The following is a 26,600-nucleotide window of genomic DNA, read 5'->3' on the forward strand; positions in this document are numbered from 1 at the left end:
TGAACAACCGCTCGATTTTTTAAAGGATTTTCGACATGTTTAGCGAATATTAAAGTATCTGTATATTCTTATTATAAAAAAAAGCGTATAATTTTTGAATGTAGGGAACTTTATTGCGCATTGCTTGGAAAGGAAGGGGAACAAGTTGATTAAAAAAATTGATCATATTGGTATTGCCGTCCGTTCACTTGATGAGTCACTGCCATTCTATACGGAAATTCTAAAACTTCCGCTGCTTGGAATTGAAGAGGTGGAAAGTGAAAAATTAAAGGTAGCATTTTTGAAGGCGGGAGAGACGAAGCTAGAGCTATTAGAGCCAACGAATGAAGAGAGTGCGGTTGCAAGATTTATCGAGAAGCGGGGGGAAGGTCTGCATCATGTGGCACTTGGTGTAGACTCCATCCAAGACCGAATCGATGAAATAAAGGAAAAAGGCATTCGCATGATCCAGGATATACCGAAAACTGGAGCAGGCGGAGCCCAGGTAGCTTTCATGCACCCGAAATCGACAGGAAGTGTCTTATATGAATTTTGTGAGAAGAAAGGACTGAAATAAACTCATGACAGACATCTATGAAAAAATCAATGAATTATATGATCGCAAGCGAGAAATAGAATTAGGCGGCGGCGATGAGAAAATTGAAAAGCAGCATGAGAAAGGGAAGCTGACTGCAAGAGAAAGGATTGAATTATTAGTTGATCCAGGTACGTTTGTTGAGCTTAATCCGTTTATTGAGCACCGCTGTATGGACTTTGGTCTTGGTGGTCAAAAAGGACCTGGCGATGGAGTTGTGACTGGGTATGGAAAAGTGAACGGCCGACCGATTTTCTTATTCTCTCAGGATTTTACTGTTTTTGGTGGGGCACTGGGAGAGATGCATGCGAAGAAAATTGCTAATGTGATGGATCTGGCTGCAGAAAATGGAGCTCCTTTTGTTGGCTTGAATGATTCGGGCGGTGCGCGGATTCAAGAAGGCGTAGTTTCCTTAGATGGGTATGGGCATATTTTTTACCGGAACTCGATTTATTCAGGTGTCATACCGCAAATTTCCGTAATTATGGGACCTTGTGCGGGGGGTGCCGTTTATTCTCCAGCGATTACGGATTTTGTTTTTATGGTGGAGAAGACAAGTCAGATGTTTATTACAGGTCCAAAGGTGATTGAAACTGTAACCGGTGAAAAAATTTCATCGGAAGATTTAGGCGGGGCTAGCGTACATAATTCAATTAGTGGGAATGCTCATTTTAAAGGGGAAACAGAAGCTGAAGTGATTGATCAAGTACGTCAATTATTAAGCTACCTTCCGCAAAATAATGAGGAAAAGCCACCTAGAGTAGAGACGGATGCTGCAGATGATTACCGGCCAGATCTTACAGATGTTATTCCTTTCGATGCCGTTCGTCCTTATGACGTCAGAAAAGTCATCGAACAGGTTGTTGATACCGCTTCATTTATGGAGGTTCAGCCTGACTTTGCAAAAAATATTGTTGTTGGTCTTGCGCGAATCAAAGGACAGGTGGTTGGATTAGTTTGCAATCAGCCGAAAGTCATGGCAGGTGGTCTTGATATTGATTCATCTGACAAAGCGGCTAGATTCATCCGTTTCTGTGATTCATTCAATATTCCACTCATTACTTTTGAGGATGTAACAGGCTTCTTTCCTGGTGTAAAACAGGAGCATGGCGGCATTATCCGGCATGGTGCAAAGATTTTATATGCGTATTCCGAAGCGACTGTTCCGAAGCTCACTGTTATTTTACGAAAAGCCTATGGCGGAGCCTATGTGGCTTTGAACAGTAAGTCAATCGGTGCGGACCTTGTATTTGCTTGGCCAAATGCGGAGGTAGCTGTTATGGGCCCTCAGGGAGCAGCGAATATCATTTTTGCGAGGGAAATTTCAAACAGCGATGATCCTGAAGCGATCCGAGCACAAAAAATTGAAGAGTATCGCGAAAAGTTTGCCAACCCATATGTCGCAGCTAGCAGGGGGATGATTGATGATGTCATTGATCCTCGGGAAACAAGGATAAAGCTCATTCAAGCACTAGATATGCTGAGAAACAAGAAGGAAACGAGACCGAAAAAGAAGCATGGGAATATCCCATTATAATATTGATAATTAATCCTGAAAAAACAGAATGTTGTTCGCAAATACTCATCTATTTGCAAACAGAATCCATAAAGGTATACTAGAATAGTAAATAATGAATTTATACATAAATCGGGAGGATTGGACAATATGATTAATCATGAACGGTTATTAAATGAGTTTTTAGAGCTTGTACAAATTGATTCTGAAACAAAATATGAAACGGAAATTGCAAAGGTTTTAAAGCAGAAGTTTACTGACTTGGGCGTTGAAGTATTTGAAGATGATACAACCGCACAAACAGGTCATGGAGCAGGAAATTTGATTTGTACACTTCAAGGGACAAAAGAGGGGGTAGATACGATTTACTTTACATCTCATATGGATACAGTAGTCCCTGGAAAAGGCATTAAGCCTTCTATTAAAGACGGGTATGTTGTCACTGATGGGACAACGATTCTTGGCGCAGATGACAAAGCGGGGCTTGCAGCAATGTTTGAAGTTATCAAAGTGCTGAAAGAGCAAAGCATTCCTCATGGGAAAATCGAATTTATTATTACTGTTGGTGAAGAGTCTGGCCTCGTTGGTGCCAAGGCACTTGATTCTTCATTAGTTACTGCTAAGTATGGCTATGCGCTGGATAGTGATGGCAAGGTAGGAAATATTATTGTCGCTGCGCCTACACAAGCAAAGGTGAAGGCAACAATTCTTGGAAAAACGGCTCATGCTGGTGTTGCACCAGAAAAAGGAGTTTCTGCTATCACAATCGCTGCTAAAGCGATTTCAAGAATGCCTCTAGGACGTATTGATGAAGAAACAACTGCGAATATTGGCCGTTTCGAAGGTGGTACGCAAACAAACATCGTTTGTGACCATGTTGAAATTTTGGCTGAGGCTCGCTCATTAGTGAATGAAAAAATGGAGCAGCAAGTAAGTAAAATGAAAGAAGCTTTTGAAACAGCAGCTGTCGAAATGGGCGGTAAAGCTGAAGTGGAAGTAGAAGTTATGTACCCAGGCTTTAAATTTGGCGAAGGTGATCATGTGGTTGAAGTGGCACGCAAAGCTGCTGCAAAAATTGGCCGCAGCTGTGAGTTATTAAAGAGCGGGGGCGGAAGTGATGCGAACGTGATTGCAGGCTTTGACATCCCAACTGTTAATCTTGCAGTTGGCTACGAGGAAATTCACACAACGAATGAACGGATGCCGATTGAAGAATTAAATAAATTAGCTGAAATGGTGATTGCGATTATTGAGGAAGTAACAGCTCAATAAAAAAATGAGAGAAGAGAACCTTATTAAAAATGGGTTCTCTTATCTATTTAAAAAAGACTCTATTCAAAAGATTGTTTTTGGATAAATGGTGTGAGTGAAAATCCTAGGCAAAATAAGGTTGATTGTAGCGGAAGATGTGAGACTCTTCGGGAGGAGCGGACAGTTGAGACACCACAGGCGCTTTAGCAATGAGAAGGTTCAGGGCACACCCTGCAGAAAGCGAGTGACCTGGAGCGGAAATCAACTTCTGCGAATTCGTGTTAGGGGCAACAGTGTTTACGAAAACATCCTTTAAAAAAGAAAGCAGCAGGAAGTAGAATATGTTATATTTAATCTAGTAATAGTGGTACTATACACCCACTTGAGTGCAGGAGGGGTAGATTTTGGAAGAGATGAATAAGGTAGTTGTGTTTCAAGTTGGCAATGAAGAATACGCCATTCCCATTCATTTTGTTATGTCGATTGAAAAAGTAGAGGGGATTACACCAATCCCTCATTTACCTGCTTATGTAAATGGGATTACAAGAGTACGGGATGAGCTTATTCCGGTCGTTGACTTTGAAAGAATTCTTTATAACCGCTCATTTAAAGCAAATGAATCGACAAAAATGATTGTTTTACAAACAGAAATGCTGTCAATTGGCGTTATTGTTTCAGATGCGAAGGAAATCATTGACATTCCATCTGATAAATTAAAACAGCTAGGGCTTCTTGCTTATCAAAAAACAACATATTTTACTGGCGTTGCAAACCTGGATTCACGAGTGATTACAATGATTGATCCATCTATTCTCGTTCAATCACTAGATGGGATTAGAGAGATTCAGGAGTTTATGAAGACACAAAAGGAAACGGCATAAATAGGATTGAACAGAGGATTAATGAATCCTCTGTTTTCTTTTTGTTAGATAAATTTGTTAAAATAGTAGAAGAATAAGTACAAGGAAGTGCCGGCATGAAACAAATGTATCCGAAAAATGGACGAGTCATTTTGCATGTTGATATGAATAGTTTTTATGCTTCGGTCGAAATGGCCTATGATCCATCTTTAAAGGGGAAACCATTAGCGATTGCAGGCAATCCAAAGGAACGGCGGGGAATTATTGTGACGTGCAGCTATGAGGCGAGAAAGTTCGGTGTGAAAACAACGATGCCTCTTTGGGAGGCACAAAAGCTTTGCCCGCAGCTGATTGTTAAAAAGCCTAATTTTGATCGGTATCGTGCCGCTTCCATCGGGATGTTTGAAATATTAAATCAATATTCGTCATTAGTTGAGCCCGTTTCAATTGATGAAGGCTATGTAGACATAACGGAAAGCTATGAATTTGGAACCCCGCTTGAAATTGCTGAAACGATCCAAAGGCAAATTCAGAGGCAGCTTGATTTACCGTGCAGCATAGGGGTTGCACCGAATAAATTTCTAGCAAAAATGGCTTCTGATATGAAAAAGCCAATGGGGATCACTGTTCTTCGAAAAAGGGATGTGCCATCCGTTTTATGGCCGCTCGATGTGGAAGAAATGCATGGGGTTGGGAAGAAAACAGGGGAAAAACTACGGACCATCCATATAAAAACGATTGGTGATCTAGCAAAAGCCAATGATGTTCAATTGAAATCTGTTCTAGGAATCAATGGTCCGAGATTAAAGGAGAGGGCGAATGGAAATGATCAAAGACCTGTTGACCCTGATGCAGCTTCCGAATTCAAAAGCATTGGCAATTCAACCACTTTGCCTCGTGATGTTTCCAATCAGCAGGAGCTCTTGCAGGTACTTGAAAAACTATCTGAAACTGTGTGTGTCAGACTAAAAAGAAAAAAAGTTCTTGCTTCTTCATTAGGGATAACTATCCGTTTCAAGGATCGAAAAACAATTACGAGAAGCAGGAAGCTTCAAAACCCAGTTCAAAAGGAAGAGGAGCTATTTCAGATAGCTAAACAGCTTTTTCTAAAGCATTGGAATGGTGATTCCGTTCGGCTGCTTGGCATTACGGGAATGGATTTAATTGAGTATAATGAGGCAGTTAAACAGCTAGACCTCTTTAGCTATGAAAAAGAGGCAAGGAAAGAGCCTTTGTTAGCAACATTAGCAACTCTTCGTGAAAAATTTGGCTCACATATTATTGATCGAGCAGTGATGATGCCGGAGGTTAAATCCGAGCAGCGAAATATTGGGGCAGAAACGAGCTTTAATAAAGATTTTTTGCAGGATTTCCCTTATAGGAAGGCCGAAAAAGAGGAATAGTATGCGAGAATTGCATTAATAATTGAATCTTGCTACAGTATAGAGGATTCTTAGCATGAAGATAGGCTTTAGAAGGGGTGTTAAAGGATGGAAAAAACACAAATTGGAATTATAGGTTTAGCGGTTATGGGAAAAAATCTTGCTATGAATATTGAGAGCAGAGGGTATTCCGTTTCCGTCTATAATCGATCACGAGAAAAGACAGATGAGATGCTGAAGGAGACAAACGGAAAAAATATTAAGGGTACATATTCCATTGAAGAGTTTGTGAATTCGATTGAAAAGCCAAGAAAGATTATGTTAATGGTGAAAGCTGGCGCTCCTACGGATGCAACCATTGAGCAATTAAAACCCCTCCTTGAAAAAGGGGATATCTTAATTGACGGCGGCAATACGTTATTTACAGATACACAGCGCCGCAATAAAGAGCTAAGTGAATTAGGCTTCCATTTCATCGGTACAGGTGTTTCTGGCGGCGAAGAAGGAGCATTGCTCGGTCCTTCCCTTATGCCTGGCGGCCAAAAGGAAGCGTATGAGCTTGTTGCTCCAATTTTTAAAGATATTTCTGCAAAAGTGAATGGGGAACCTTGTACAACGTATATCGGCCCGGATGGTGCAGGACATTATGTAAAGATGGTGCATAACGGGATTGAATATGGAGATATGCAGCTGATTTCAGAGGCTTATTTCCTATTAAAACATGTTCTTGGTCTTGGAGCAGATGAGCTTCATGATGTATTTGCAGAATGGAATAAAGGGGAACTTGATAGTTATTTAATCGAGATTACTGCGGATATTTTTGCGAAAAAGGATGATGAGACAGGTGAACCGCTTGTCGATCGCATTCTTGATACAGCTGGTCAAAAAGGGACAGGGAAATGGACAAGCCAAAGCGCATTAGATATGGGCGTGCCGCTTCCAATTATTACTGAGTCTGTGTTTGCCCGCTATATTTCTGCAATGAAGGCTGAGCGTGTCTCTGCAAGCAAGGTGCTAAGCGGCCCTAGTAAACAAGCTTTTTCAGGGGATAAAAAAGCTTTCATTGAATCTGTCCGCAAAGCACTTTACATGAGCAAGATTTGCTCATATGCACAAGGATTTGCCCAAATGCGTGCAGCATCTGAGGAGTATAATTGGGATTTACGCTATGGCGATATTGCGATGATTTTCCGTGGAGGCTGTATTATTCGTGCACAGTTCCTGCAAAAGATTAAGGATGCCTATGATCAGGATGCAGGCTTGAAAAATTTACTGCTTGACCCTTATTTCAAAGAAATTGTAGAAAGCTATCAGGGTGCACTTCGTGAAATCATTGGTGTGGCTGTTCAAAATGGCATTCCTGTGCCATGCTTATCAGCAGCTATTTCTTATTATGACAGCTACCGGACAGAAACCTTGCCAGCCAATCTCATTCAGGCACAGCGTGATTATTTCGGTGCCCATACATACGAGCGTATTGATAAAGAAGGCGTGTTTCATACAGAATGGATGAAATAAAAGAATACAAAAAACAGCAGCGTTCAATATGAATGCTGCTGTTTTTTGTACAAATTAGAAAAGGGGATTAAAAATATAATTAACTCTATTAAAAAATTCGTTCTAATGAAAAAAAAGCAGGGATTAGCTATTATTCATATGAGCAAACTCAATGGTTGACAGAGAAAACGCGAAGAAGGTTAATGCAGAAATAGGATTAGAAGCTATAGAAACATCCATATCTACAAGCTAGGAAGTCAAGCAGGCTGGGCTGAATCATTAACCGGAAGAGCAGCTGAATTCTATATTTCAAAGGACAATCCAGTCGCAACAGCCCTTGAATCTATATATTACTGGAGCAAATGCAAGGGGATTCCAATGTTTGACATTGAAGGGAATTCTGCAAAGTGTAGAGATTTTGTTTCATACGGACTTGACTATCATGTCTAGGACATTCAACAGGAACAGTGGCAGCCGGCATCCTAAATGGAAAAAGCCAAGTGATATTCCAGTGTGGGATTCTCAGAAAACTTAAGGGTTGTCATTAATAAAAAGGCAGGTGAGGGTGGGAGTCTTAAAAGGATGCTAAAAATTGTAGGGAATAGGAAAAAATCACACTGCTAATTTAAAGCAGTGTGATTTTTTATTTTTTGAAATATTTTAATAAATTAATGGTTTATTCAGGTAGGTAATCAGCAAATTAGGGAGGCTTAGGAAGAGAGCATCCGCCCCCTCCCTTTGCAATTCAAAAGAACTAAGTCGTCTATCCAATTCGTCAACGGTGAGATGTGATTAATTTCCAAAAAATGAACAATTTGTACTAATAAAATTAACATTTGTAACATAAAAAAGGTGAATTAATTCAATGAAATTTACAAAAGTAACTAAAAGATGACTTAGGAATGAGACAAGTATAGTCCATTAGTTTTATTAATTATTCTAGTTTCAAGACAATATCAGGAATATTTTAACAGACAAAATTCGACATTTTTTTTGGGAGTATTTGACCAATTTGTGAACAGGTGGTAATTAATATTAAAGGCAAAAAAAAATTAAGAATGTATATTTCATACTACAAAAAGTGAATCGCTAAGAGAGGTAACAAATTATGTTGGAATCAAAGAGAAGAGCCATTATTTTCTTATCAATCTCTTTAATATTGGCGTTTATTGCTGGACTATTTTTTCTGCAAAAAATTAAAGAATTAAATAGTGAATTAGGGGGGATGACCAAAATATACGTGGCAGCAACTGATATCCCATCACGATCTTTACTTCAGCCTACCCATGTTATACAGGAGGAAATTCCAAATCGCTATGTGAATAATTCACATGTGACAAATGTTGAGGATTTGATTGATAAGGTTTTAGTTGTTCCATTAGTTGAGGGAGATATTATCACGAAATCGATGTTAAAACCTGTCTCAAATGCAACAGATGAAAATAATAGATTAGTAACGATGCTCCAATCAGATCGGATACGTTTTGATGAAGAATTAGAAGGACTTGATCGTGTTGATATTGTAGTATCACATAATTTTGACGGGAAGCCCGTTACTGAAATCTTTATGAAGGATGTTTTAGTTGCTGCCGTCTCTAAAAGCGAGAAAAACTTTTCTGGAGTAGCTGTTGAAGTTCCAGCCGAAGATGCGCCGAAAATTATCCATATGCAAAATTACGCGGATTCCATTCGAATACTAAAGGCGAATGTTGGAAAAGGACTCCAAATGAATACAGAGACCGATAAGCCGGAAGCCGAGCAGGAGAAAAAAGAAGAAAGTGCAGAAACTCAAAAGGCCCCAGTAACTCCAGTCGCACCACCGCAGGAGCAAAATAAAGAAAAAGTTGAAACAACTGAAAACGGGGCTGAAAACGTAAATAATAAAAAATAGAACCGAACTTAATTTGGAGGGTACAAATGAGTGCTGAGATAAAAATATTACTTGTTGGTGATCAAGAACAATCGAAAAATCATTTAAGGGGTGTATTAAATAGCTTCGAAAAAGTTGATTTAATCTCTTATCGTGATTTGAAGACTGAGCTGGATCGATTAGCTCCAGATTTAATATTTTTAATTGAATCTGACGATGAATCCTCTGCAGATGCCATTGAATATATCCATGCAGTTAATCCGATGGCTCTAGTGGTTTTTATCGCATTCTCGCAAAATTTTGATGTATTAAAAAGCGTAATGAGAGCAGGCATTAAAGATTTCTTCGTATTGCCTGATGAAAATGCGATGCTGTATGGCCGAATGGATAGCATTATTCAAATGGTCTATCAACGAAAAAAACAATTAATGGAAACCGCCGTTGCAAGCCAGTCCTTTAAAAGAGGCAGGGGAAAAATATATTCGTTTTATAGTGGAAAAGGCGGATCAGGCAAAACGTTAATATCTAGTGCTTTTGCACAAACTTTAAAGTTTGAATCGACCGCTCAAGTAATCTTCATCGATTTAAATTTACACTATGGTGGTGCAGAGGCTTTTCTTTCAATCACTTCTAACCGTTCCTTTGCCGATCTAATGCCGGTTATTGATGAACTAAACGAAAGCCATATTCGAAATGTATCCCAAGTGGAGAAGCTATCCAAATTAGAAGTGCTGCTAAGTCCGCGCGATGCAGAAATAGCTGAGCATTTGCCAGAAGGGTTCATTGCAAGACTATTAAGAACTTGCAGGAGAAGCTATGACTTTGTCATAGTGGATTTGCCTGTGGCCATGAATATTCATTCCTATGCAGCTCTTGAAGAATCCGACAAGATTTTTTACATATTAAATTTAGATACCCCTTCTATTAACACTTTAAAACAAGTGGAGGGGCTATTTCAAAGGCTAGGAATTGAAACCGAGAGCAGAATGGAAATCCTCATTAACCAAGTGGGAAAAGAAAATGAGATTAAACCGAGTGATGTAAAGAATATCATTACTTACCCAATTGCTGCTAAGTTTCCTCGTGATTTTAAAGGAGTGCAGGCACATATTAATAAAAGCGTGCCCTTTAGAAAGGAAGCTAATGAAAAGAAATTAATCCCATTTGCAAAAGGTGTTAGAAAATGGGTTGTTCAAATGGTGGAATAACTCTTAAAAGGATTGATGACAGATGTCATTATTTGAAAGAAGAACGATCAAGTTAAAAGAAGAACATAAAGGAAATTATGAAAATCAATATATTAGTGAACTAGTCGATCATTACAAAACGAGAATTTTGCGTGAAGCGAACTTAGAACTGTTAACAAGTCTTCCTCAAGGCGAAATGAGATTAAGAATTGAACAACTAATTAGCCAATTTATGAGTGAAGAAAAAGTTGTCATCCCTAGACTTGATAAAGAAGAGCTATTGACAAGAATTATTGATGAATCGGTAGGCTACGGGCCGCTAGAGCCGCTGCTCGATGATCCAACGATCACAGAGATTTTAATCAATGGCCATAAGGAAATTTATATTGAGAAGCTTGGTAAGCTGCAGCTTGCTCCCGTTGCGTTTAAGGATGACAATCATGTGCGGCATGTCATCGATCGAATTGTTGCCCCTATCGGCCGGCGAATAGATGAAAGTTCACCGATGGTAGATGCTAGATTACCAGATGGAAGCCGTGTAAATGCCGTTATACCGCCAATTAGCTTAATTGGTCCAGTTGTTTCCATCAGGAAGTTTCGAAAAGAACCATTTCAAATGACTGATTTGCTTAATTTTGAATCATTAAATAATGAAATGTCGATATTTTTAGATGCTGTTGTAAGGGCAAAATTAAATATTTTGATATCAGGCGGTACTGGAAGCGGAAAGACAACTTTGTTAAATGTAATGGGCAACTCCATTCCAAATGGGGAGAGAATCGTAACGATTGAGGATTCCGCGGAGCTGCGTCTTGATAAACAGAATGTTGTTGGTTTGGAAGCAAGACCTCCTAACGTTGAGGGCTCAGGTGAAATTACCATTCGACATTTAGTGAAAAACTCGTTGAGGATGCGTCCTGACAGAATTATCGTCGGAGAGGTACGTGGTGCGGAAGCGTTTGATATGCTTCAAGCAATGAATACTGGACATGAAGGGTCAATTACAACCGTCCATGCCAATACTCCATTTGATGCATTAAGGCGTGTAGAGGGGATGGTTGTCATGGCGGGAATGGATTTACCTACACATATCATCCGTGAGTATATTGTTGGTGCGTTGGATATTATCGTTCAAGGAGAAAGGCTAACGGATGGAACGAGAAAGTTAACATCCATTTGTGAGATTCATAGGGAAGACAATGGAGAAATTGTCATTAAGGAAATTTTCGCATTCAGAAGAATTGGGATGAAGAAAACGGGAGAAGTTGAAGGGTATTTTGCACCTACTGGAGTAGTACCGAGATGTTTAGAAAGGATAAAAATGTTCGGCATTACTCTACCAGAAAATCTTTTTGAAAGTAAATAGAGGGGGGGACATTTTGGAAATTGCCTCTATATTCGGTATTTCTGTCTTGTTTTTTATTTGGGGAATTTATCAATTGCTCGGCTATAGAAAAGAGAAACGGGAAATAACAAAAAAGTATGAAAATATGTTTAAGAAAGAGAATGGTAGAAGCAGCTTTATTTCAAAGCTAGGTGATCGCTTTGATCAAACCCCATTCGCAAAGAAATTCAAGATTAAATTATTGTATGCGAATATATTAATCCTTCCTTCCGAGTTTTTTGCTATTTTGCTATTTTATTGCTTTGTCATGGTCATTATCTTTATGTGGCTATTTTCCTTGAAGTTTAAGATTAGCATTATCATAGCAGCCGTCATAACTTTAGTATCTTACTGGCTTTTATTTCTAGGAAGAAGAAACAAGTATATTGAAAAGCTAAATAATCAGCTTTCAGAAGTTTGCCGATTGCTGGGAAATAGTACAAAAGCCGGAATGACGATTAATCAGGGAATTGAAGTTGTTGCTGCAGAGGTCGGATTTCCAGCAAGAGATGAATTTAAAGATCTAGCCCATAATTTACGTCTCGGCGTAGACTTTGAAAGGGCCTTAAAGGAAATTGAAAAAAGAGTGCCGACAAAAGAATTTAAATTATTTATTGCTGCTTTATTAATACAGAAGAAATCAGGCGGAAACTTAACAAAGGTTTTGGAGGAAATGGCCAAAACATTAGAAGAACGAAAAATTTTAAGGCAGACGATTAAAACAGCAACAGCTGAACAGCGCTTTATTTCATATATTTTACCGGCAATGCCGATATTTTTAATTTTAATGCTGAATTCAATGATGGATGGTTTTATTGATTTGATATTTACCATTCCGGGTGCCATATTAACAACGGTTTTCTTAATCGGAATGGTCATATCTTTCATATTGGTTAGAGCTGTCACAAATATAAGGGTGTAGACGATATGGACGGAGTAATACTTTCAGCAATTTTATTATTTTGGTTGTTCTTAGTGCTAAGCTTTTTGAATTTATATAGTTATTCCAAAAGCAAGGAAACACTTAAAGTGCACTTAAATGAAGTTGCTCTAACTCAAGCAATGATAAGGGAAAAGAAAAGATCATTATTCGACAGAATGATTATGTTTCTATCCCGTTATGCTGATGATTTTTCAGCAATTGGAGAGAGAATTAATTTTTATAGTGAATCACCTGATGTTGAAGTCTTGCTGACGAAGGCAGGGAAGCCATATGGACTAACGGTAGCCCGCTTCCAGGGATTTAAAATTGTTTGCGTCATCCTTGGGTTTATTATTGGAACTTTTCTCTTCATTTTGGGCTTTCCTTTTGCAAATGTTCTTTTTGTTACACTTCCGTTTATTGGATTTTTTATCCCTATTTTCTTAGTAAGGGGAAAGGCGAAAAAGCGTCAGGAGCAGCTCCGACGAGATTTGCCGGACTTCCTTGATACGGTAAGTATAAGTTTGCAGGCAGGATCTGGATTAGATGGAGCAATAAAGGAAGTAATCAGTTATTATATCGGGCCAATTCAGGAAGAGTTTTCAAGGTTTATTCAAGAAATAGAACTTGGTGTTCCGAGAGAAAAAGCATATTTGGAAATGCTGAATCGAAACGATAATCAGGATTTTCAAAATGTCATTAAATCTTTAATTCAAGGATCAAGATTAGGTGTGCCCGTTGCTACAACGTTTCAAAATCAAGCGAATGAAATGAGAAGGATAAGCCTAGAGCAAGTGAAGGAAAAATCTGCAAAAGCTTCTCCGAAGGTGACACTCATTACGTCATTTCTTATCGCACCACTGATTATGTTAATGATTTTAGGTTTGATCATTCTCAATATGATCTATGGGGAAGACAGTATTATTAATCTATTTTCAACGTAAAAAGACTCTTTGAAAGGGGTGGTGTTTCAAAGGTTAGAAGAAACGATGACTTTGTTGTTATGATTTAAGATTGGAATTAAACATATTGAGGAGGAAGAAAATGAAGAAGAAATTGATTGAAATTAGAGAAAAAGTGAATAACAGCTTAACGTCTATGTACTTTGGTCTTAAAGGAAGAGTAGCAAATGAGAAGGGTGTTTCAACTATTGAGTGGGTTGGCTTAGCGGCGGTTATTATTGCCTTGATGTTCGCATTAGCTACAGCGATGAAGACGAGTGGCGGGGATCTTTCTGAAGTAATCATAACTAAATTAAAGGAAATGATCGAGGGTATAAACAGCTGATTACGGTATGAAACAACTTTGAAAGGAGGGAGTTCATGCTTAGACTATTTACTCCTGCAGCTATTATATTTTTTTGCTTTATCTTTTTGGCTGGGTGCCAAGATAAACAGGAAACGGTTGATAAAGTAAAAGAAAAAGAGGTTGTTAAGGTAGAGGAAGAGAAACCTGCTTCCGAGGAAACGACAGCAGAGCCTGAAGAAATACCGTTTCATATTGACGTTCCTGAAATGCCTAGCAATCTTGAAGAAGTAGTTTCCTATCCCGTTGGATTATTCGCATCCAAGGATACCAAGGTAAAAGATGAAGCGGTTCAAGAAGCGTTAGACGTAATCCCTCCTCTTTCTGAAACAGCTAATGATGAAGAACTATCTAATTTATTGGCTTATGTATACTCTCTTTTCAAGATGGATTATGATGACCCAAAGGTTATTATTGATTCGTTAAGTATTGCGACAACACCAGAATCGGAGGGAATTTCTGAAGAAGAGAAGACGGAGACATTCAATGTGGAAATCATACTGGATGCCAGTGGAAGTATGAAGAAAACGATTGGCTCTAAGTCTATGATGGAGATTGCCAAGGAGGCTATTCAAGAATTTGCCTCAACCTTACCTGAAGAGGCAAATGTTGGTTTGCGTGTTTATGGCCATAAAGGAACGGGTTCTGACGCGGATAAAGCCATGTCCTGTGCTGCAAATGAATTAGTCTACCCTATTCAGCCGTACAGTGACTCGGGACTGAAAGAGGCATTAGGAAAATTTAATCCTTCGGGCTGGACACCGCTTGCCCAATCATTACTTGAAGCCCAGCAAGATCTAGCTCAATTCAAAGGTGAAAACCATCGAAATATTATTTACTTAGTAAGTGATGGAGTAGAAACATGTGATGGCGATCCAATTGCTGCTGCAAAAAGCTTAAAGGCATCTGAGATTTCACCAGTTGTTAATATCATTGGATTTGATTTAGGCAGTAAAGACGAGCAGCAATTAATGGACGTAGCAGAAGCAGCTGGTGGAACATACGTAAATGTTCGCAATCATGAGCAATTAAAAAGTCAATTTAATAAGGCTTCGGCTGATGCAAATAAATGGATGACGTGGTATCAGAAGGAAAAGTCAGCCACTTATGATTTAGCAATTAGTCAACAGTCGGCAATTTATAAGCTATCAAACTCATGGAAAAATAATATTTTCAAAGAGAAATATTTAGTTCAATTTTCACTGCAAAGCTTGCATACAAAGGGGAAAATTGAAAAAGAGCAGGAATTAAAAATGTATAACATGGCAAAAGAATTCTACAAGGAGCATTTTGAGTCAGTTGAAGAAATGAAGAATACGCTCATTGATGCAAGAGATGAGAATTTAGCCTCATCTTTAAAAGAAATTAAAGAAATATATAACCAAAACGTCTCTCCAGGAAAAAAAGAGTAGGGGGACTTGATAAGTAAATGAAGAAATTACTTAAAAATGAACGAGGGTCGGCAATCATTGAATTTATTTCAATGGTGCCCCTTGTCTTACTTTTAATGATGATCCTTTGGCAATTTCTTGTAGCTGGATATGCTGTTATTATCACTCAGTCAGCCGCAAACGAAGCCGCAAAAAACTACTCTGTAACAAAAGACCGTATGGAAGCTAATGCTGCAGCGGAGAAAATTGTTCAAAATGCTAAAGGTATATTAAAGCTAAATGGAAATGTAAATATTCAAAACTTGAGCTCAAGAGATTTCAAGGCGACAGTTACTGTTGATATGTCGCTAAAGTTTTTGCCTAAAGATTTTCTTGGAATCCTTCCGCCATTAACTTTTGATAAGTCAATAAATGGCAGGACGGTGGAGTAAGTGAAGAGATTTATTGCAAATGAAAAAGGGAATACGATGATTATTATGCTTGGCTCGATGACGATGCTTGTGTTAATGTTTGTCATTATTGGGAGCTTTGCCAATGTCTTTATTATTAAGGAAAAGGCATCCAATAATGCTGAACAGGCAAGTTTAGCAGCATCGGGGGAAATTTTGGCGGGTTTAAACACAGCGATCGAGCAGTATGACCAATTTCAGTATAATTACTATCTAAGTATTGAGAGGTTAGACTTATATGCTGCAAATTCAATCCTAAAAAAGCTTGGTGAAGAAAAAGTAAAGCTAAGCAGCTCCGGGAGAGATTTATCAACAATAGAGATTAACCACAATGCCATAAATAATGTGATAAAGGCAGAATTAGAATCTCCAGGGATTACTAGTAGTGCATTGCAAGGGTATGTAACCAGTGAACTGAGTACTGCAGTTAGCAGAGTCCATAATGCTGTTGAAAAAAATATTAATGACAACAATGGTGTGCTTTCTGGAACAACAGTAGTTATTTTTAACAAGAATAAAAGGGTTGAAGTAGAGACAGCAACCAAATATAAGGCTATTAAATATGATAGCTTGTTTCCCGAAGATAAAAGGCTCATCAAGCAAAAAGGTGAAGGGTTAAAATTTGAGTTTTTAAGCGGTTTCGGCACGTTCAAATCGGAATACACATTTCCGTGATAAGAAATTTTAGGCAATAAATAAATCTGCAAGAAAGGAGAGGAGATATGATTAAACGATTAAGGATCGTTTTTGCGATCATAGCAACAGCAGCATTGTTGTTTCTCAACACGGGTCCATTTATTTTATATGCGTCAGCATGGGGTGAATCGAACACATGGACGACTTCTCCATCGTGGAATAACGAGCCCACATGGAAAACCGCGCCTAAATGGGAGACTCCACAGTGGAAATCTCCTGGCTGGAATACACAGCCCACATGGAAAACGCAGCCAAACTGGCAGAATCCTGGTTGGAATACCGAACCATCATGGAAAACATCACCAGATTGGAGTTCGCCTGGTTGGGAGAATCAGCCAAATTGGAATTCACCTGGATGGGAAACTCAGCCTGGGTGGGAAAACCAGCCAAATTGGAATTCGCCTGGATGGGAAACTCAGCCTGGATGGGAAAACCAGCCTAATTGGCAAGATCCAAACTGGAATGACCCTAATGGGGGAAACTCTAATTCGAACCCAACACCCGGCCAAAACAACAATATAAATGATCCTACTTCTCCAGATGGAACAAAGCCAAATAATCCGGGTGACCCAAACTCCCCAAACCCACCAGATGATAATAATCCACAATCGAATGATCAGACAGATAATCAAAATGACTCTAATACGGAAAATAAGAATAATAATGATAAGTCAGGGGATGACCTAGATGGCCCATTCTTTGATTTCAAAGATCCTAAAGTTAAAGATAGTATTGATTATATTGTAAAGGATATTGCTGGAGGGACGATTAATCTAGTAGACCAGAGTCTAAGAAAAGGAGACATTACTCTACAAGACTTTCTTAAAAGCAAGGGTTCAATGGGGTTCTCCGGGTTTAAGGTATTTACAAAAGGAGATCCCACACTTGATGGATTGTATGATGGAATTGATCTAGTAAAAAACTCTAAAGAAGTTTATGATAAGTACAAAATTTTTAAAGAAGTAAAAGATGTTGATAACCTAAGAAAAGCTGGAGATTTACTAGAGTATGCTAGACATTCTCAAGATTTATATGAGGCTGGTAAATCCTTCTCAACTGGAAATGCAATAGTTTCAGCTATTACGATGCCATTAACGATATATGACACCGTCGGTAACGTTAAGAAACTAAATAATGCCAAAACGGCTGAAGAAAAGACGGATGCTAAATGGGATATAGCAGAAAATACCGGAAGTCTAATAACTGGCGCTGCCCCATTTGTTGCAATGATTCCAGGTGCACAGCCTATTGCCGCAGGAATGGTTGTTGTAGGTACAGCAATAACTGCCGTAGCCGCAGGTAGAAAACTTTGGAAAAACCGTAAAGAAATTGGAAAAGATATAGTGAAAAAGGCTAAGAAGGTAGGAAAATGGTTTAAGTCATTATTTAAGGGGTGAGTTGCAGCATTGATCGACACAAAGCCTACAAAACTGCACGAAAAAAATATCAAACAGTATAAAAAAGTCTTTGAAAAATGGGATATGTGGGATTTTGCCTATTTTGATGGAAAAGATTATTATTTTTTAACTTTATATGAGCAGGTCCTTAAAGGAATAACAGGCTATTTGATCCTAGACTACAAAGGGAATATTGTTCCCTTTGTACAGGCAAAATCCCCAGCTCTTTCTTTAATTAGATTTAATACGATGATCCATGGGGCAATGCAGGAAATGGTTCCGCAAATGCGGAAAAATATGACTCCGTATAAAGAAGTAGTATCCTTGTTATCAAAATATAAAACAAATTTAGTTAGTAAGCATCCCAAATTGGAATCATCTGTTGAAAAGGTCATTCAATACACAACACATGCGTTAGGAAACAGTACGCGAATTGAGGAGTTTATTAACAAATTAGGCCATTTGCAGCGTTTTGCTACGAGAGAACATGGATATTTTGATGAAGAAATCTTAAAGGCAATGAAAGAAGAAAGTGTTAAGTATAATGCCATGATGTATGAGTATGGTCTCAATGAATTTGATATGATGAATGATTACCAGCAAATAATCAATGCTTTAAGCGAGGGATCTTCTACTATTCCTTTTACTGACCGTAAAAAAATAAATGAATTATTGAAGGCAGCAATGCAATCAAATAATGGTTCGTTAAAAAGGACAATGCAGGAATTTGATGATGGATTTAAGGAGGTCAATGTACTTCTAAATCCAGCAAATTTAGAGCAATCGTTTAATGAAAAAATGTTGAAAAGCGGATTGAAGGCATTTGAAGAAAAAATAGTCCCTATCATTCGAAATCCATCATAATGGCAGGTAAAGTACATGAAAAGAATTTTGTCTAACTCATTATACTTGTATTCAAGTAAATTTGTTCCACTTATTTGTATGTCATTATTGACGTATGTCCCCTTATTATTTTTGCATACGATCATAGTTAACTATATTTATAATGAATCGCGTTTTATGGAATATCCTGGTGTGATCGGGGATGCAGCCAATGGGATATTCATGCTCGTTTTTCTAACTATTGCCCAAGTTCCGTTTATTAAGCTAACCATACTGGATCATGAAGATGAGGAATCCATATTTCGAAAATCTCTAGGGTTTTCACTGGATAGAATGATTTCTTTATATGTTTTTGCTTGCTTGTATTCATTATTGGTATTTCTTGGGGGACTGCTTTTTGTCATTCCGGGGTTAATTGTTTTACTTCTTTTTTATTTTGTTCCATATTTTATTGCGGATGGTGTTAAGTCATATAAAGTAGCCATTCGAAAGTCTGTCAGCTTAGTGAAAAAGCGCGTTTTAATTACATTTGTAATCATTGGAGCAGTAACGGCCATTCAGTTATTATTTGAAAATGTTTTATTCCTCTTTATTTCTATCTATACGGATGTGTATTTCGTATTTCTATTTACAAAAATTATTTTACAAATGTTTATTTTGCCATTCCAAATTATCCTTGTTACAAATTTATTTATTGATATTAAGGAAGAAAACACGGTTGAACTCGAAACGAATTCCATCATTAAAGCTAGAATGTAAAATGAGTGTCAAATGTTAAAGGGAAAAATGCTGAGACAAAAGGAGCTTGACATTTTATGATAAAACTGACGAAGAAGCACTATATTATCCTATTAATTGTATTTGTTTCTATTATCTCAGCATTTTTATTCAGTATGGCTTTCTCGGGAAATCAGCCGAAGGAAGCATCTGTACAGCCCGAAAGTAATCAAGAAGAAATAGAAGAATCAGAGAAGGATGCAGAAGAGGGTCTGCAACCGAAGCAGCAATTGAATGCAGATGAAATATTGGCTAATCTTCCATCAACATTAGAAAAGGTCGATGAGATCGTCAACTACCCAGTTGGGGGCTTTTCGGGAAGGAGTTACCGCGAGTTAAATAAAGAAGAAAAGCAATATATATTAGAACACTTTGAAAAGCTTCCTATTATCGAAGATTCAGATGGGAAACAAAGTCAGCCTGCAGAGGAAGAAATCGAAGCTTATTGGCGATTAGCCTATTCTTTGTTTCATGAGAACTATCCAGGTCCAAATGAAATTTTAAAAGAATTAAATACAATCCTATTTGGAAGACCGGATTTAGAGGATGACCGGTATCGCTTTAAAGAGCATTTGAATGTGGAAATCATATTAGATGCCAGTGGCAGCATGGCAAAAAAAATTGACGGCAAGCCTATGATGGATATGGCCAAAGAGGCAATAAAAGAATTTACTGCAGACTTGCCGAAAGATGCACATGTGGCTCTTCGCGTTTATGGACATAAAGGAAGCGGCTCAAATCAAGATAAAAAGCTTTCATGCTCGAGCAATGAACTTGTTTACCCGTTAAAGAAATATAGTGCATCTAGTTTAAATTCAGCGTTAAGGAAATTTAAACCTTCCGGATGGACGCCACTTGCTAAGGCTATTGAAGAAGCCAAAAATGACTTAAAGGATTTTAATGGCGAAAATCATACGAATATTATTTATTTAGTAAGTGATGGGGTTGAAACGTGTGAAGGTGACCCTGTAAAGGAAGCGAAGGAACTAGCAGATTCAAATATTACGCCTATCGTTAATATTATTGGCTTCAATGTGGATAGTGAAGGGCAAAGACAATTAAAAGAGATTGCAGATGCTGCAAAAGGAACATATACAACGGTTTTAAACCAAGAAGGGCTATCAGAAGAATTCGACCGTTCAAAAGAAATCGCTCAAAAATGGGAAGAATGGGTTGCAGATGCTGTTAAGCAATTAGAGGATGAAAATAATCATCAATGGGATAACATCTTTAATGCTTCAACGATATGGCTGGAAAAGAATAAACAGCAAAGAATGAACATTATGGATGTTACAGATGATCTACATAAAAGCGGTCAAATCAATAAGAAATCCGCTGAGATGATAAAAGAAAAAGCAAATGACCAATCTAGGAAGATATTAAAACTAAGTGCAGATTTAAGAGACGGTCTTTGGGTGCTAAAAGATAAAAAATACGAGGAAGTTAAAGAAGAAATTGATAAGCTATTTAATGAAAATGTCGAGCGGCTAAAAAATAGGGAGAAGTAAGACATTGCCAATCTAGCTGCATGACCAATAGCAAGATAGGATTAATAAAAACAAGCACTCCTATCATTCACTTTAAAAAGGTAATATGGAGTACTCTAAGCTGATAGTTATATCTCTATCGGCTTATTAAATTTCCAAAATTCTTGATAGAGGTAAGCCTTTAATCAAATCGTTCAAATAGTGTAGCAGAATCAATTTCATCTTCAGATTAAAGGGATAATTTATGAAACAAGAAGACTATTTTATTGTAGGGAAGTTAAGAACAAGGACGTATATATGTGGAAAAACGGAAAGTGGAGTAAAAAATCTTTACAAAGCTTTCCATTTTATTTTTGCATACCTTTTGAAGAGGACTTCTAGAATGGATGTGTTTTTCGGAAGTAAGCCTTTAGTCTATTGTTTAAATAGGGATTTATACCTAGAAACTAAACTGCAGCCCAAACGTAAAAGATGATAAAGGCATGTAAATGTTTGTTTTGTTATTTAAGGGGGTGAGTTGCAGTATTGATAGACACAAAGCCTACCAAACTACACGAAAAAAATATCAAACAATACAAAAAAATATTTGAAAAATGGGATATGTGGGATTTTGCCTATTTTGATGGAAAAGATTATTATTTTTTAACTTTATATGAGCAGGTCCTTAAAGGAATAACAGGCTATTTGATCCTAGACTGCAAAGGGCATATTGTTCCCTTTGTACAGGCAAAAGCTTCAGCTTTTTCTTTAATTAGATTTAATACGATGATCCATGGGGCAATGCAGGAAATGGTTCCGCAAATGCGGAAAAATATGACTCCGTACAAAGAAGTAGTATCCTTATTATCAAAATATAAAACAAATTTAGTTAGTAAGCATCCCAAATTGGAATCATCTGTTGAAAAGGTCATTCAATACACAACACATGCGTTAGGAAACAGTACGCGAATTGAGGAGTTTATTAACAAATTAGGCCATTTGCAGCGTTTTGCTACGAGAGAACATGGATATTTTGATGATGAAATCTTAAAGGCAATGAAAGAAGAAAGTGTTAAGTATAATGCCATGATGTATGAGTATGGTCTCAATGAATTTGATATGATGAATGATTACCAGCAAATTATCAATGTTTTAAGCGAGGGATCTTCTACTATTCCTTTTGCTGACCGTAAAAAAATAAATGAACTATTGAAGGCAGCGATGCAATCAAATAATGGTTCGTTAAAAAGGACAATGCAGGAATTTGATGATGGGTTTATGGAAGTTAATGTACAGCTAAATCCAGCAAATTTAGAACAATCGTTTGATGAAAAAATGTCAAAAAGCGGGTTGAAGGCATTTGAAGAAAAAATAGTCCCTATCATTCGAAATCCATTATAATGCAGGTATAGTACATATAAAAATAAGAACCCCTTTCATTCAATTTGAAAAGGGTTCTTATTTTTATTTAGCAATTATCCACATTTAAATCGGTCACGGGCCACCAGAAGAATCCATCTTTTTCTAATAATTGATCTGCTTCTCTTGGTCCCATCGTTCCGGATTCATAGTTCGGGAAGTTTTCCGCTTTTTCCGACTCCCAAACCTCAGATATTTTATCGACGAAGCTCCAAGAAAGGGCCACTTCGTCCCAATGGGTAAAGTTTGTTGCGTCTCCGCGCATGCAGTCAAATAATAGCTTTTCATATGCTTCTGGCGTATTGATTCCATCAATCCCTTTATTGGCAAAGTTTAACTTTACAGGTGTAGCCTCCACATTTTGTCCGCTCTTTTTAGCATTCAAATAGAGCGAAATTCCTTCGCCCGGCTGAATGTGGATAACGAGTAAATTTGGATTTAGTGTTTGCTCAGATTGATAGTACAAGTTCATCGGAATATCTTTAAATTGGATAACAATTTTAGTTGACTTTGTTTCCATTCTTTTTCCTGTACGGATATAGATTGGTACGCCTGCCCAGCGGAAATTATCAATTAAGAGCTTTCCAGCGACAAATGTTTCGGTATTAGAAGAAGGGTCCACCATCGGCTCATCGCGATAGGCTGGCACTTCTTCTTCGTCTATTTTCCCTTTGCCATATTGACCGCGGACAAAATGCTCATTGACGGCATCGCCTTCTAACGGCCTCATTGCACGAAGTACTTTTACTTTCTCAGATCTAATTTCTTCTGTTGTCAGGCGAATAGGAGGTTCCATCGCGAGGAGGGCGACCATTTGCAGCATATGGTTTTGGACCATGTCTCGGAGAGCACCGCTTGTTTCATAGTAGCGGCCTCGTTCCTCTACTCCAAGCACTTCACTTGATGTCAACTGGATATTAGAAATGTAGCGATTATTCCATAGCGGTTCAAAAATCGCATTTGCAAAACGGATCACTTCAATATTTTGTACCATTTCTTTTCCTAAGTAGTGGTCAATTCGGTAAATCTCATCTTCTGAAAACGCATTTCTGATTTGTTTATTCAGCTGCTTCGCGGATTCTACATCATGGCCAAAAGGCTTTTCAATGACAAGCCGCTTAAAGCCTGCTACATCTGTCAATCCATCTGCCTTTAAATGCTCAGCAATTGTCCCAAAAAACTCAGGAGCCATTGCTAAATAAAAGATCCGATTTCCCCCTAATCCATAGTGACTATCTAAATCTGATGCCATTTGTTTTAAGGATAGATAGGAACTTGAATCTGTAACATCATGTGAATGATAGTGAAAGTGGGAAATAAACTCATCATGATTTCCGTTTTTATCAGATGCTGCCTCAATCGATTCCTTTACACTTAACTGAAATTCTTCATTTGAGAGTGCACGTCTTGCAACACCTACTACTGCAAATCGTTCAGATAGCTTGCCTTTTTGATACAATCGATAAAGTGATGGGAATAATTTTCTCTTAGCTAAATCTCCTGTTGCGCCAAATATCATAATTAATGCAGTTGGTTTTTCAGTATGTATCACGTTTCTTGAACCTCTTTTCAACAAGAATTCTTTAATTATAAAAGAATAAAGGATGTTTTTCATCATAAATATCTCGCAAATATAGTTTTTCGCGAATACATCCTTCCTATCCAAATGTTTTTAATTAAAGATTATATGGTATAGTAAGTACATTCAATATAGCACGAATTTATTTTTAAAGCTTTAAAGGGGAGTTATGTATGGAAGTCTTTTTTTTAGGCACAGGTGCGGGAATGCCCGCTAAACTGCGAAATGTTACTTCAATTGCGTTGAAATTGCTAGAAGAGCGGGGAGCCATCTGGCTTTTTGACTGTGGAGAAGCAACCCAGCATCAAATTTTACATACATCGATTAAGCCGCGCAGAATAGAAAAAATTTTCATTACCCATTTGCATGGGGATCATATTTATGGGCTTCCAGGACTATTATCAAGCAGATCGTTTCAAGGAGGAGAATCAGAGGTTGTTTTGTATGGACCAAAGGGGATAAAGGAATTTGTTGACATCTCACTATCTGTTAGCCAGACCTATTTGAAATATCCGCTGAAAATAGTAGAAATCAAGGAAGGAATTATTTTTGAGGATGAAGAATTTACAGTAGAAGCAAGGCTTCTTGAACATGGGATTCCTTCGTATGGCTTTCGAGTGAGCGAAAAGGACAGACCTGGTACATTGCTCGCAGATAAGCTTATGGAAGCAGGAGTAAAGCCAGGACCGCTTTATAAAAAAATAAAAAATGGAGAGGCAGTAAAGCTTGAAAATGGAAATGTAATTGAGCCTGGAGCTTTTTTAGGACCTTCGCAAAAGGGACGAATCATAACGATTCTTGGGGATACGAGAATTTGTGAGGCAGCCGCCTATTTAGCCCAAGAGGCGGATTTGCTTGTTCATGAAGCAACATTCTCGAATGGAGAAGAAAAGCTCGCATATGATTACTTTCACTCAACAACTGTTCAAGCCGCACAGGTCGCCAAAGAGGCAGGTGTGAAAAAGCTGTGCTTAACTCATATTAGCTCAAGGTATGATCGTACTGATTGGAATCATCTTGAGGAAGAGGCAAGAAAGATTTTCCAGAATACAGTTATTTCAGAGGATTTTAAGGAAATATCATTGCCAATTTGTAAAGGAAATTGAATTTTTCCGATAATTTTATTGACTTGACTAAAAATGCATACTATAATCTCATTTAAACCTAAACATTATATTTATAAAGCTATGAAGAGTATCTATTAAGTCTTATTTCCCTGTTATAGAGAGTCAGTGGTTGGTGAAAACTGATACAAAGGTAAGATGAATTTCAGCTTGGAGCTTTTTCTTGCTGCATGTATTATGCAGGAAGAACGGAAGAATCCGTTAACATGTCAAGTGGAAAGTCACATGCTTTCAAAAAGGGTGGTACCGCGTGAATCAAATCACGTCCCTTTTAGATAGCTGTGACTTTTTTGTTTTTAGTAAGAAATCGGCCAATTTCTGAACGATTCAATCTTAATTGAAACTAGAGGGGGAGCAAATGATGCAAAATGAACAATGGTCTTCAAAAATTGGCTTTATATTAGCTTCTGCCGGTTCAGCAATTGGACTTGGAGCAATTTGGAAGCTTCCATATGTAACAGGGAATAGCGGGGGCGGTGCATTTATTCTTTTATTCTTAATTTTTTCCTTGCTTATCGGGTTTCCGCTTTTACTAGGTGAGTTTATTGTTGGGCGCAGTACAGGAAAAGAGGCGATTTCTGCATACAAGACGATTGCCCCGAAATCAAGATGGCATTGGATCGGTTATATAGGGGTATTTACATGTTTCCTGCTTCTGTCATTTTATAGTGTAATTGGCGGCTGGATTATTAAATATTTATTTGCAAGTGTTACGGGGGGAATGCCTGCCGAAGCTGATGGCTATGTAGCATTTTTTAATCAATCAGTTGGAAATCCTCTTGAAGTTATTATTTTCCAAGCAATCTTTTTAATTATCACTATTGTTGTTGTTGCAAGAGGTGTGCAGCAAGGAATTGAACAAATTAGCAAAATCATGATGCCCGCTTTGTTCTTATTATTTATCGTTCTAATTGTCCGTTCCTTAACATTAGAGGGGGCAATGGCTGGAGTTACGTTCTTTTTAAAGCCTGATTTTTCAAGCTTAACTTCTGAAAGTGTGCTTTATGCGATGGGACAATCATTCTTCTCATTGAGTGTAGGGGTTTCTGTGATGGTCACGTATAGCTCGTATTTATCCAAAAAGGAAAGTCTCCTGCAGCCAGCGCTATCCATTGTGGCGATGAATCTATTCATTTCTATCTTAGCTGGATTGGCAATTTTTCCAGCTGTGTTTTCATTAGGGTATGAACCTGAAGGTGGACCTGGATTGTTATTTATTGTTCTGCCATCTGTTTTTGATCAAATTGTTTTTGGAAAAGTATTTTTATTGCTATTCCTTTCCTTATTTTTATTTGCTACGCTCACATCCGCTTTTTCGATGCTTGAAATTGTCGTGGCAGCATTGATGTCTAACAAGGGAAAAGGAAGAGGCCGAATGGCTTGGCTAATTGGTGCAGCGATTTTCCTAGTCGGAATTCCTTCTGCTCTATCCTTCAGCACATTATCTGAAATCTCTATTTTTGGTAAAAGTATTTTTGACAGTGCTGATTTTCTAGTTAGTAATATTTTGATGCCGATTGGCGCGTTGCTCATCTCTATTTTCGTATCATATAAAATGAAGAAGGATCTTTTAAGAAGTGAACTGATTCAAGGGAAAAAAAGTTTGAACTTAATTTTTACAGTGTGGTTCTTCCTGATGAGATATGTCGTTCCTCTTGTCATTATTATTGTGTTCCTTGATGCAGTAGGTCTTATTTAAACAATAAAAGGG

23 protein-coding genes and 1 other annotated feature are annotated in these 26,600 nt (G+C 37.9%); of the genes, 22 read left to right on the forward strand and 1 reads right to left on the reverse strand.

Going from position 1 to position 26,600, the window contains the following annotated elements:
* The first annotated feature begins 145 nt into the window (after nt 1–145).
* From mce to FI644_RS17660, 20 genes are all read left to right on the forward strand, one after another.
* A complete protein-coding gene (gene mce / locus FI644_RS17565) occupies nt 146–556 on the forward strand; it encodes a methylmalonyl-CoA epimerase (protein ID WP_142108669.1) in 411 nt (136 codons plus the stop codon).
* A gap of 4 nt (nt 557–560) precedes the next feature.
* Nucleotides 561–2,111 carry an acyl-CoA carboxylase subunit beta gene (locus FI644_RS17570; protein WP_142108670.1) on the forward strand — a complete coding sequence of 517 codons (1,551 nt, stop codon included), beginning with the start codon at nt 561–563 and terminating at the stop codon, nt 2,109–2,111.
* 129 nt (nt 2,112–2,240) lie between these two features.
* A complete protein-coding gene (locus FI644_RS17575) occupies nt 2,241–3,362 on the forward strand; it encodes a tripeptidase T (RefSeq protein WP_142108671.1) in 1,122 nt (373 codons plus the stop codon).
* A gap of 383 nt (nt 3,363–3,745) precedes the next feature.
* On the forward strand, nt 3,746–4,222 hold the full coding sequence (locus FI644_RS17580; protein WP_056685499.1) for a chemotaxis protein CheW: 477 nt from the start codon (nt 3,746–3,748) through the stop codon (nt 4,220–4,222).
* A gap of 95 nt (nt 4,223–4,317) precedes the next feature.
* Nucleotides 4,318–5,604: a DNA polymerase IV gene (locus FI644_RS17585; RefSeq protein ID WP_142108672.1), complete on the forward strand. Its 1,287-nt coding sequence runs from the start codon at nt 4,318–4,320 to the stop codon at nt 5,602–5,604.
* An 87-nt stretch (nt 5,605–5,691) separates the two neighbouring features.
* Nucleotides 5,692–7,101 (forward strand): NADP-dependent phosphogluconate dehydrogenase, encoded by a 1,410-nt coding sequence (gene gnd / locus FI644_RS17590; protein ID WP_053476922.1) that lies wholly within the window; start codon nt 5,692–5,694, stop codon nt 7,099–7,101.
* 1,087 nt (nt 7,102–8,188) lie between these two features.
* Nucleotides 8,189–8,971 (forward strand): Flp pilus assembly protein CpaB, encoded by a 783-nt coding sequence (gene cpaB / locus FI644_RS17595; RefSeq protein WP_075209180.1) that lies wholly within the window; start codon nt 8,189–8,191, stop codon nt 8,969–8,971.
* A 26-nt stretch (nt 8,972–8,997) separates the two neighbouring features.
* Nucleotides 8,998–10,158, forward strand: coding sequence for a CpaE/TadZ family protein (locus tag FI644_RS17600; protein ID WP_053476921.1), 1,161 nt, complete (start codon nt 8,998–9,000; stop codon nt 10,156–10,158).
* Nucleotides 10,159–10,180: 22 nt separating this feature from the next.
* Entirely contained in the window at nt 10,181–11,503 is a 1,323-nt protein-coding gene (locus tag FI644_RS17605) for a TadA family conjugal transfer-associated ATPase (RefSeq protein WP_053476920.1), read from the forward strand.
* 13 nt (nt 11,504–11,516) lie between these two features.
* Nucleotides 11,517–12,443, forward strand: coding sequence for a type II secretion system F family protein (locus tag FI644_RS17610; protein ID WP_053476919.1), 927 nt, complete (start codon nt 11,517–11,519; stop codon nt 12,441–12,443).
* A gap of 5 nt (nt 12,444–12,448) precedes the next feature.
* Nucleotides 12,449–13,387 carry a type II secretion system F family protein gene (locus FI644_RS17615; RefSeq protein ID WP_142108673.1) on the forward strand — a complete coding sequence of 313 codons (939 nt, stop codon included), beginning with the start codon at nt 12,449–12,451 and terminating at the stop codon, nt 13,385–13,387.
* 100 nt (nt 13,388–13,487) lie between these two features.
* The gene (locus tag FI644_RS17620) at nt 13,488–13,730 is read left to right on the forward strand and encodes a hypothetical protein (protein ID WP_053476917.1); all 243 of its coding nucleotides are present in this window, start codon (nt 13,488–13,490) and stop codon (nt 13,728–13,730) included.
* A gap of 35 nt (nt 13,731–13,765) precedes the next feature.
* Nucleotides 13,766–15,160 carry a vWA domain-containing protein gene (locus tag FI644_RS17625; RefSeq protein ID WP_053476916.1) on the forward strand — a complete coding sequence of 465 codons (1,395 nt, stop codon included), beginning with the start codon at nt 13,766–13,768 and terminating at the stop codon, nt 15,158–15,160.
* A gap of 17 nt (nt 15,161–15,177) precedes the next feature.
* The gene (locus tag FI644_RS17630; RefSeq protein ID WP_053476915.1) at nt 15,178–15,570 is read left to right on the forward strand and encodes a TadE family protein; all 393 of its coding nucleotides are present in this window, start codon (nt 15,178–15,180) and stop codon (nt 15,568–15,570) included.
* Nucleotides 15,571–16,263 (forward strand): TadE/TadG family type IV pilus assembly protein, encoded by a 693-nt coding sequence (locus FI644_RS17635; RefSeq protein WP_142108674.1) that lies wholly within the window; start codon nt 15,571–15,573, stop codon nt 16,261–16,263.
* Nucleotides 16,264–16,310: 47 nt separating this feature from the next.
* Nucleotides 16,311–17,681, forward strand: a complete 1,371-nt coding sequence (locus tag FI644_RS17640; RefSeq protein ID WP_053476913.1) for a hypothetical protein — start codon at nt 16,311–16,313, stop codon at nt 17,679–17,681.
* 9 nt (nt 17,682–17,690) lie between these two features.
* Nucleotides 17,691–18,545 carry a hypothetical protein gene (locus FI644_RS17645; protein WP_053476912.1) on the forward strand — a complete coding sequence of 285 codons (855 nt, stop codon included), beginning with the start codon at nt 17,691–17,693 and terminating at the stop codon, nt 18,543–18,545.
* 15 nt (nt 18,546–18,560) lie between these two features.
* Nucleotides 18,561–19,283, forward strand: coding sequence for a hypothetical protein (locus FI644_RS17650; RefSeq protein WP_053476911.1), 723 nt, complete (start codon nt 18,561–18,563; stop codon nt 19,281–19,283).
* A 56-nt stretch (nt 19,284–19,339) separates the two neighbouring features.
* On the forward strand, nt 19,340–20,809 hold the full coding sequence (locus tag FI644_RS17655) for a vWA domain-containing protein (protein ID WP_053476910.1): 1,470 nt from the start codon (nt 19,340–19,342) through the stop codon (nt 20,807–20,809).
* A 504-nt stretch (nt 20,810–21,313) separates the two neighbouring features.
* Nucleotides 21,314–22,168: a hypothetical protein gene (locus FI644_RS17660; RefSeq protein WP_053476908.1), complete on the forward strand. Its 855-nt coding sequence runs from the start codon at nt 21,314–21,316 to the stop codon at nt 22,166–22,168.
* A gap of 67 nt (nt 22,169–22,235) precedes the next feature.
* Here FI644_RS17660 and zwf read toward each other — a convergent pair whose 3' ends face one another.
* The gene (zwf, locus tag FI644_RS17665) at nt 22,236–23,705 is read right to left on the reverse strand and encodes a glucose-6-phosphate dehydrogenase (protein WP_053477585.1); all 1,470 of its coding nucleotides are present in this window, start codon (nt 23,703–23,705) and stop codon (nt 22,236–22,238) included.
* A 233-nt stretch (nt 23,706–23,938) separates the two neighbouring features.
* Between zwf and rnz the strand changes: the two genes are divergently transcribed.
* Complete coding sequence (gene rnz, locus FI644_RS17670; RefSeq protein WP_053476907.1) at nt 23,939–24,871, forward strand: ribonuclease Z; 933 nt, start codon at nt 23,939–23,941, stop codon at nt 24,869–24,871.
* A 72-nt stretch (nt 24,872–24,943) separates the two neighbouring features.
* Nucleotides 24,944–25,162, forward strand: a binding site (T-box leader).
* An 85-nt stretch (nt 25,163–25,247) separates the two neighbouring features.
* Nucleotides 25,248–26,588 carry a sodium-dependent transporter gene (locus FI644_RS17675; RefSeq protein WP_053476906.1) on the forward strand — a complete coding sequence of 447 codons (1,341 nt, stop codon included), beginning with the start codon at nt 25,248–25,250 and terminating at the stop codon, nt 26,586–26,588.
* The last annotated feature ends 12 nt before the right edge of the window (nt 26,589–26,600 follow it).

Origin of the sequence: Cytobacillus solani (assembly GCF_006704205.1) — a bacterium.
Classification (GTDB): Bacteria; Bacillota; Bacilli; order Bacillales; family Cytobacillaceae; genus Cytobacillus; species Cytobacillus solani.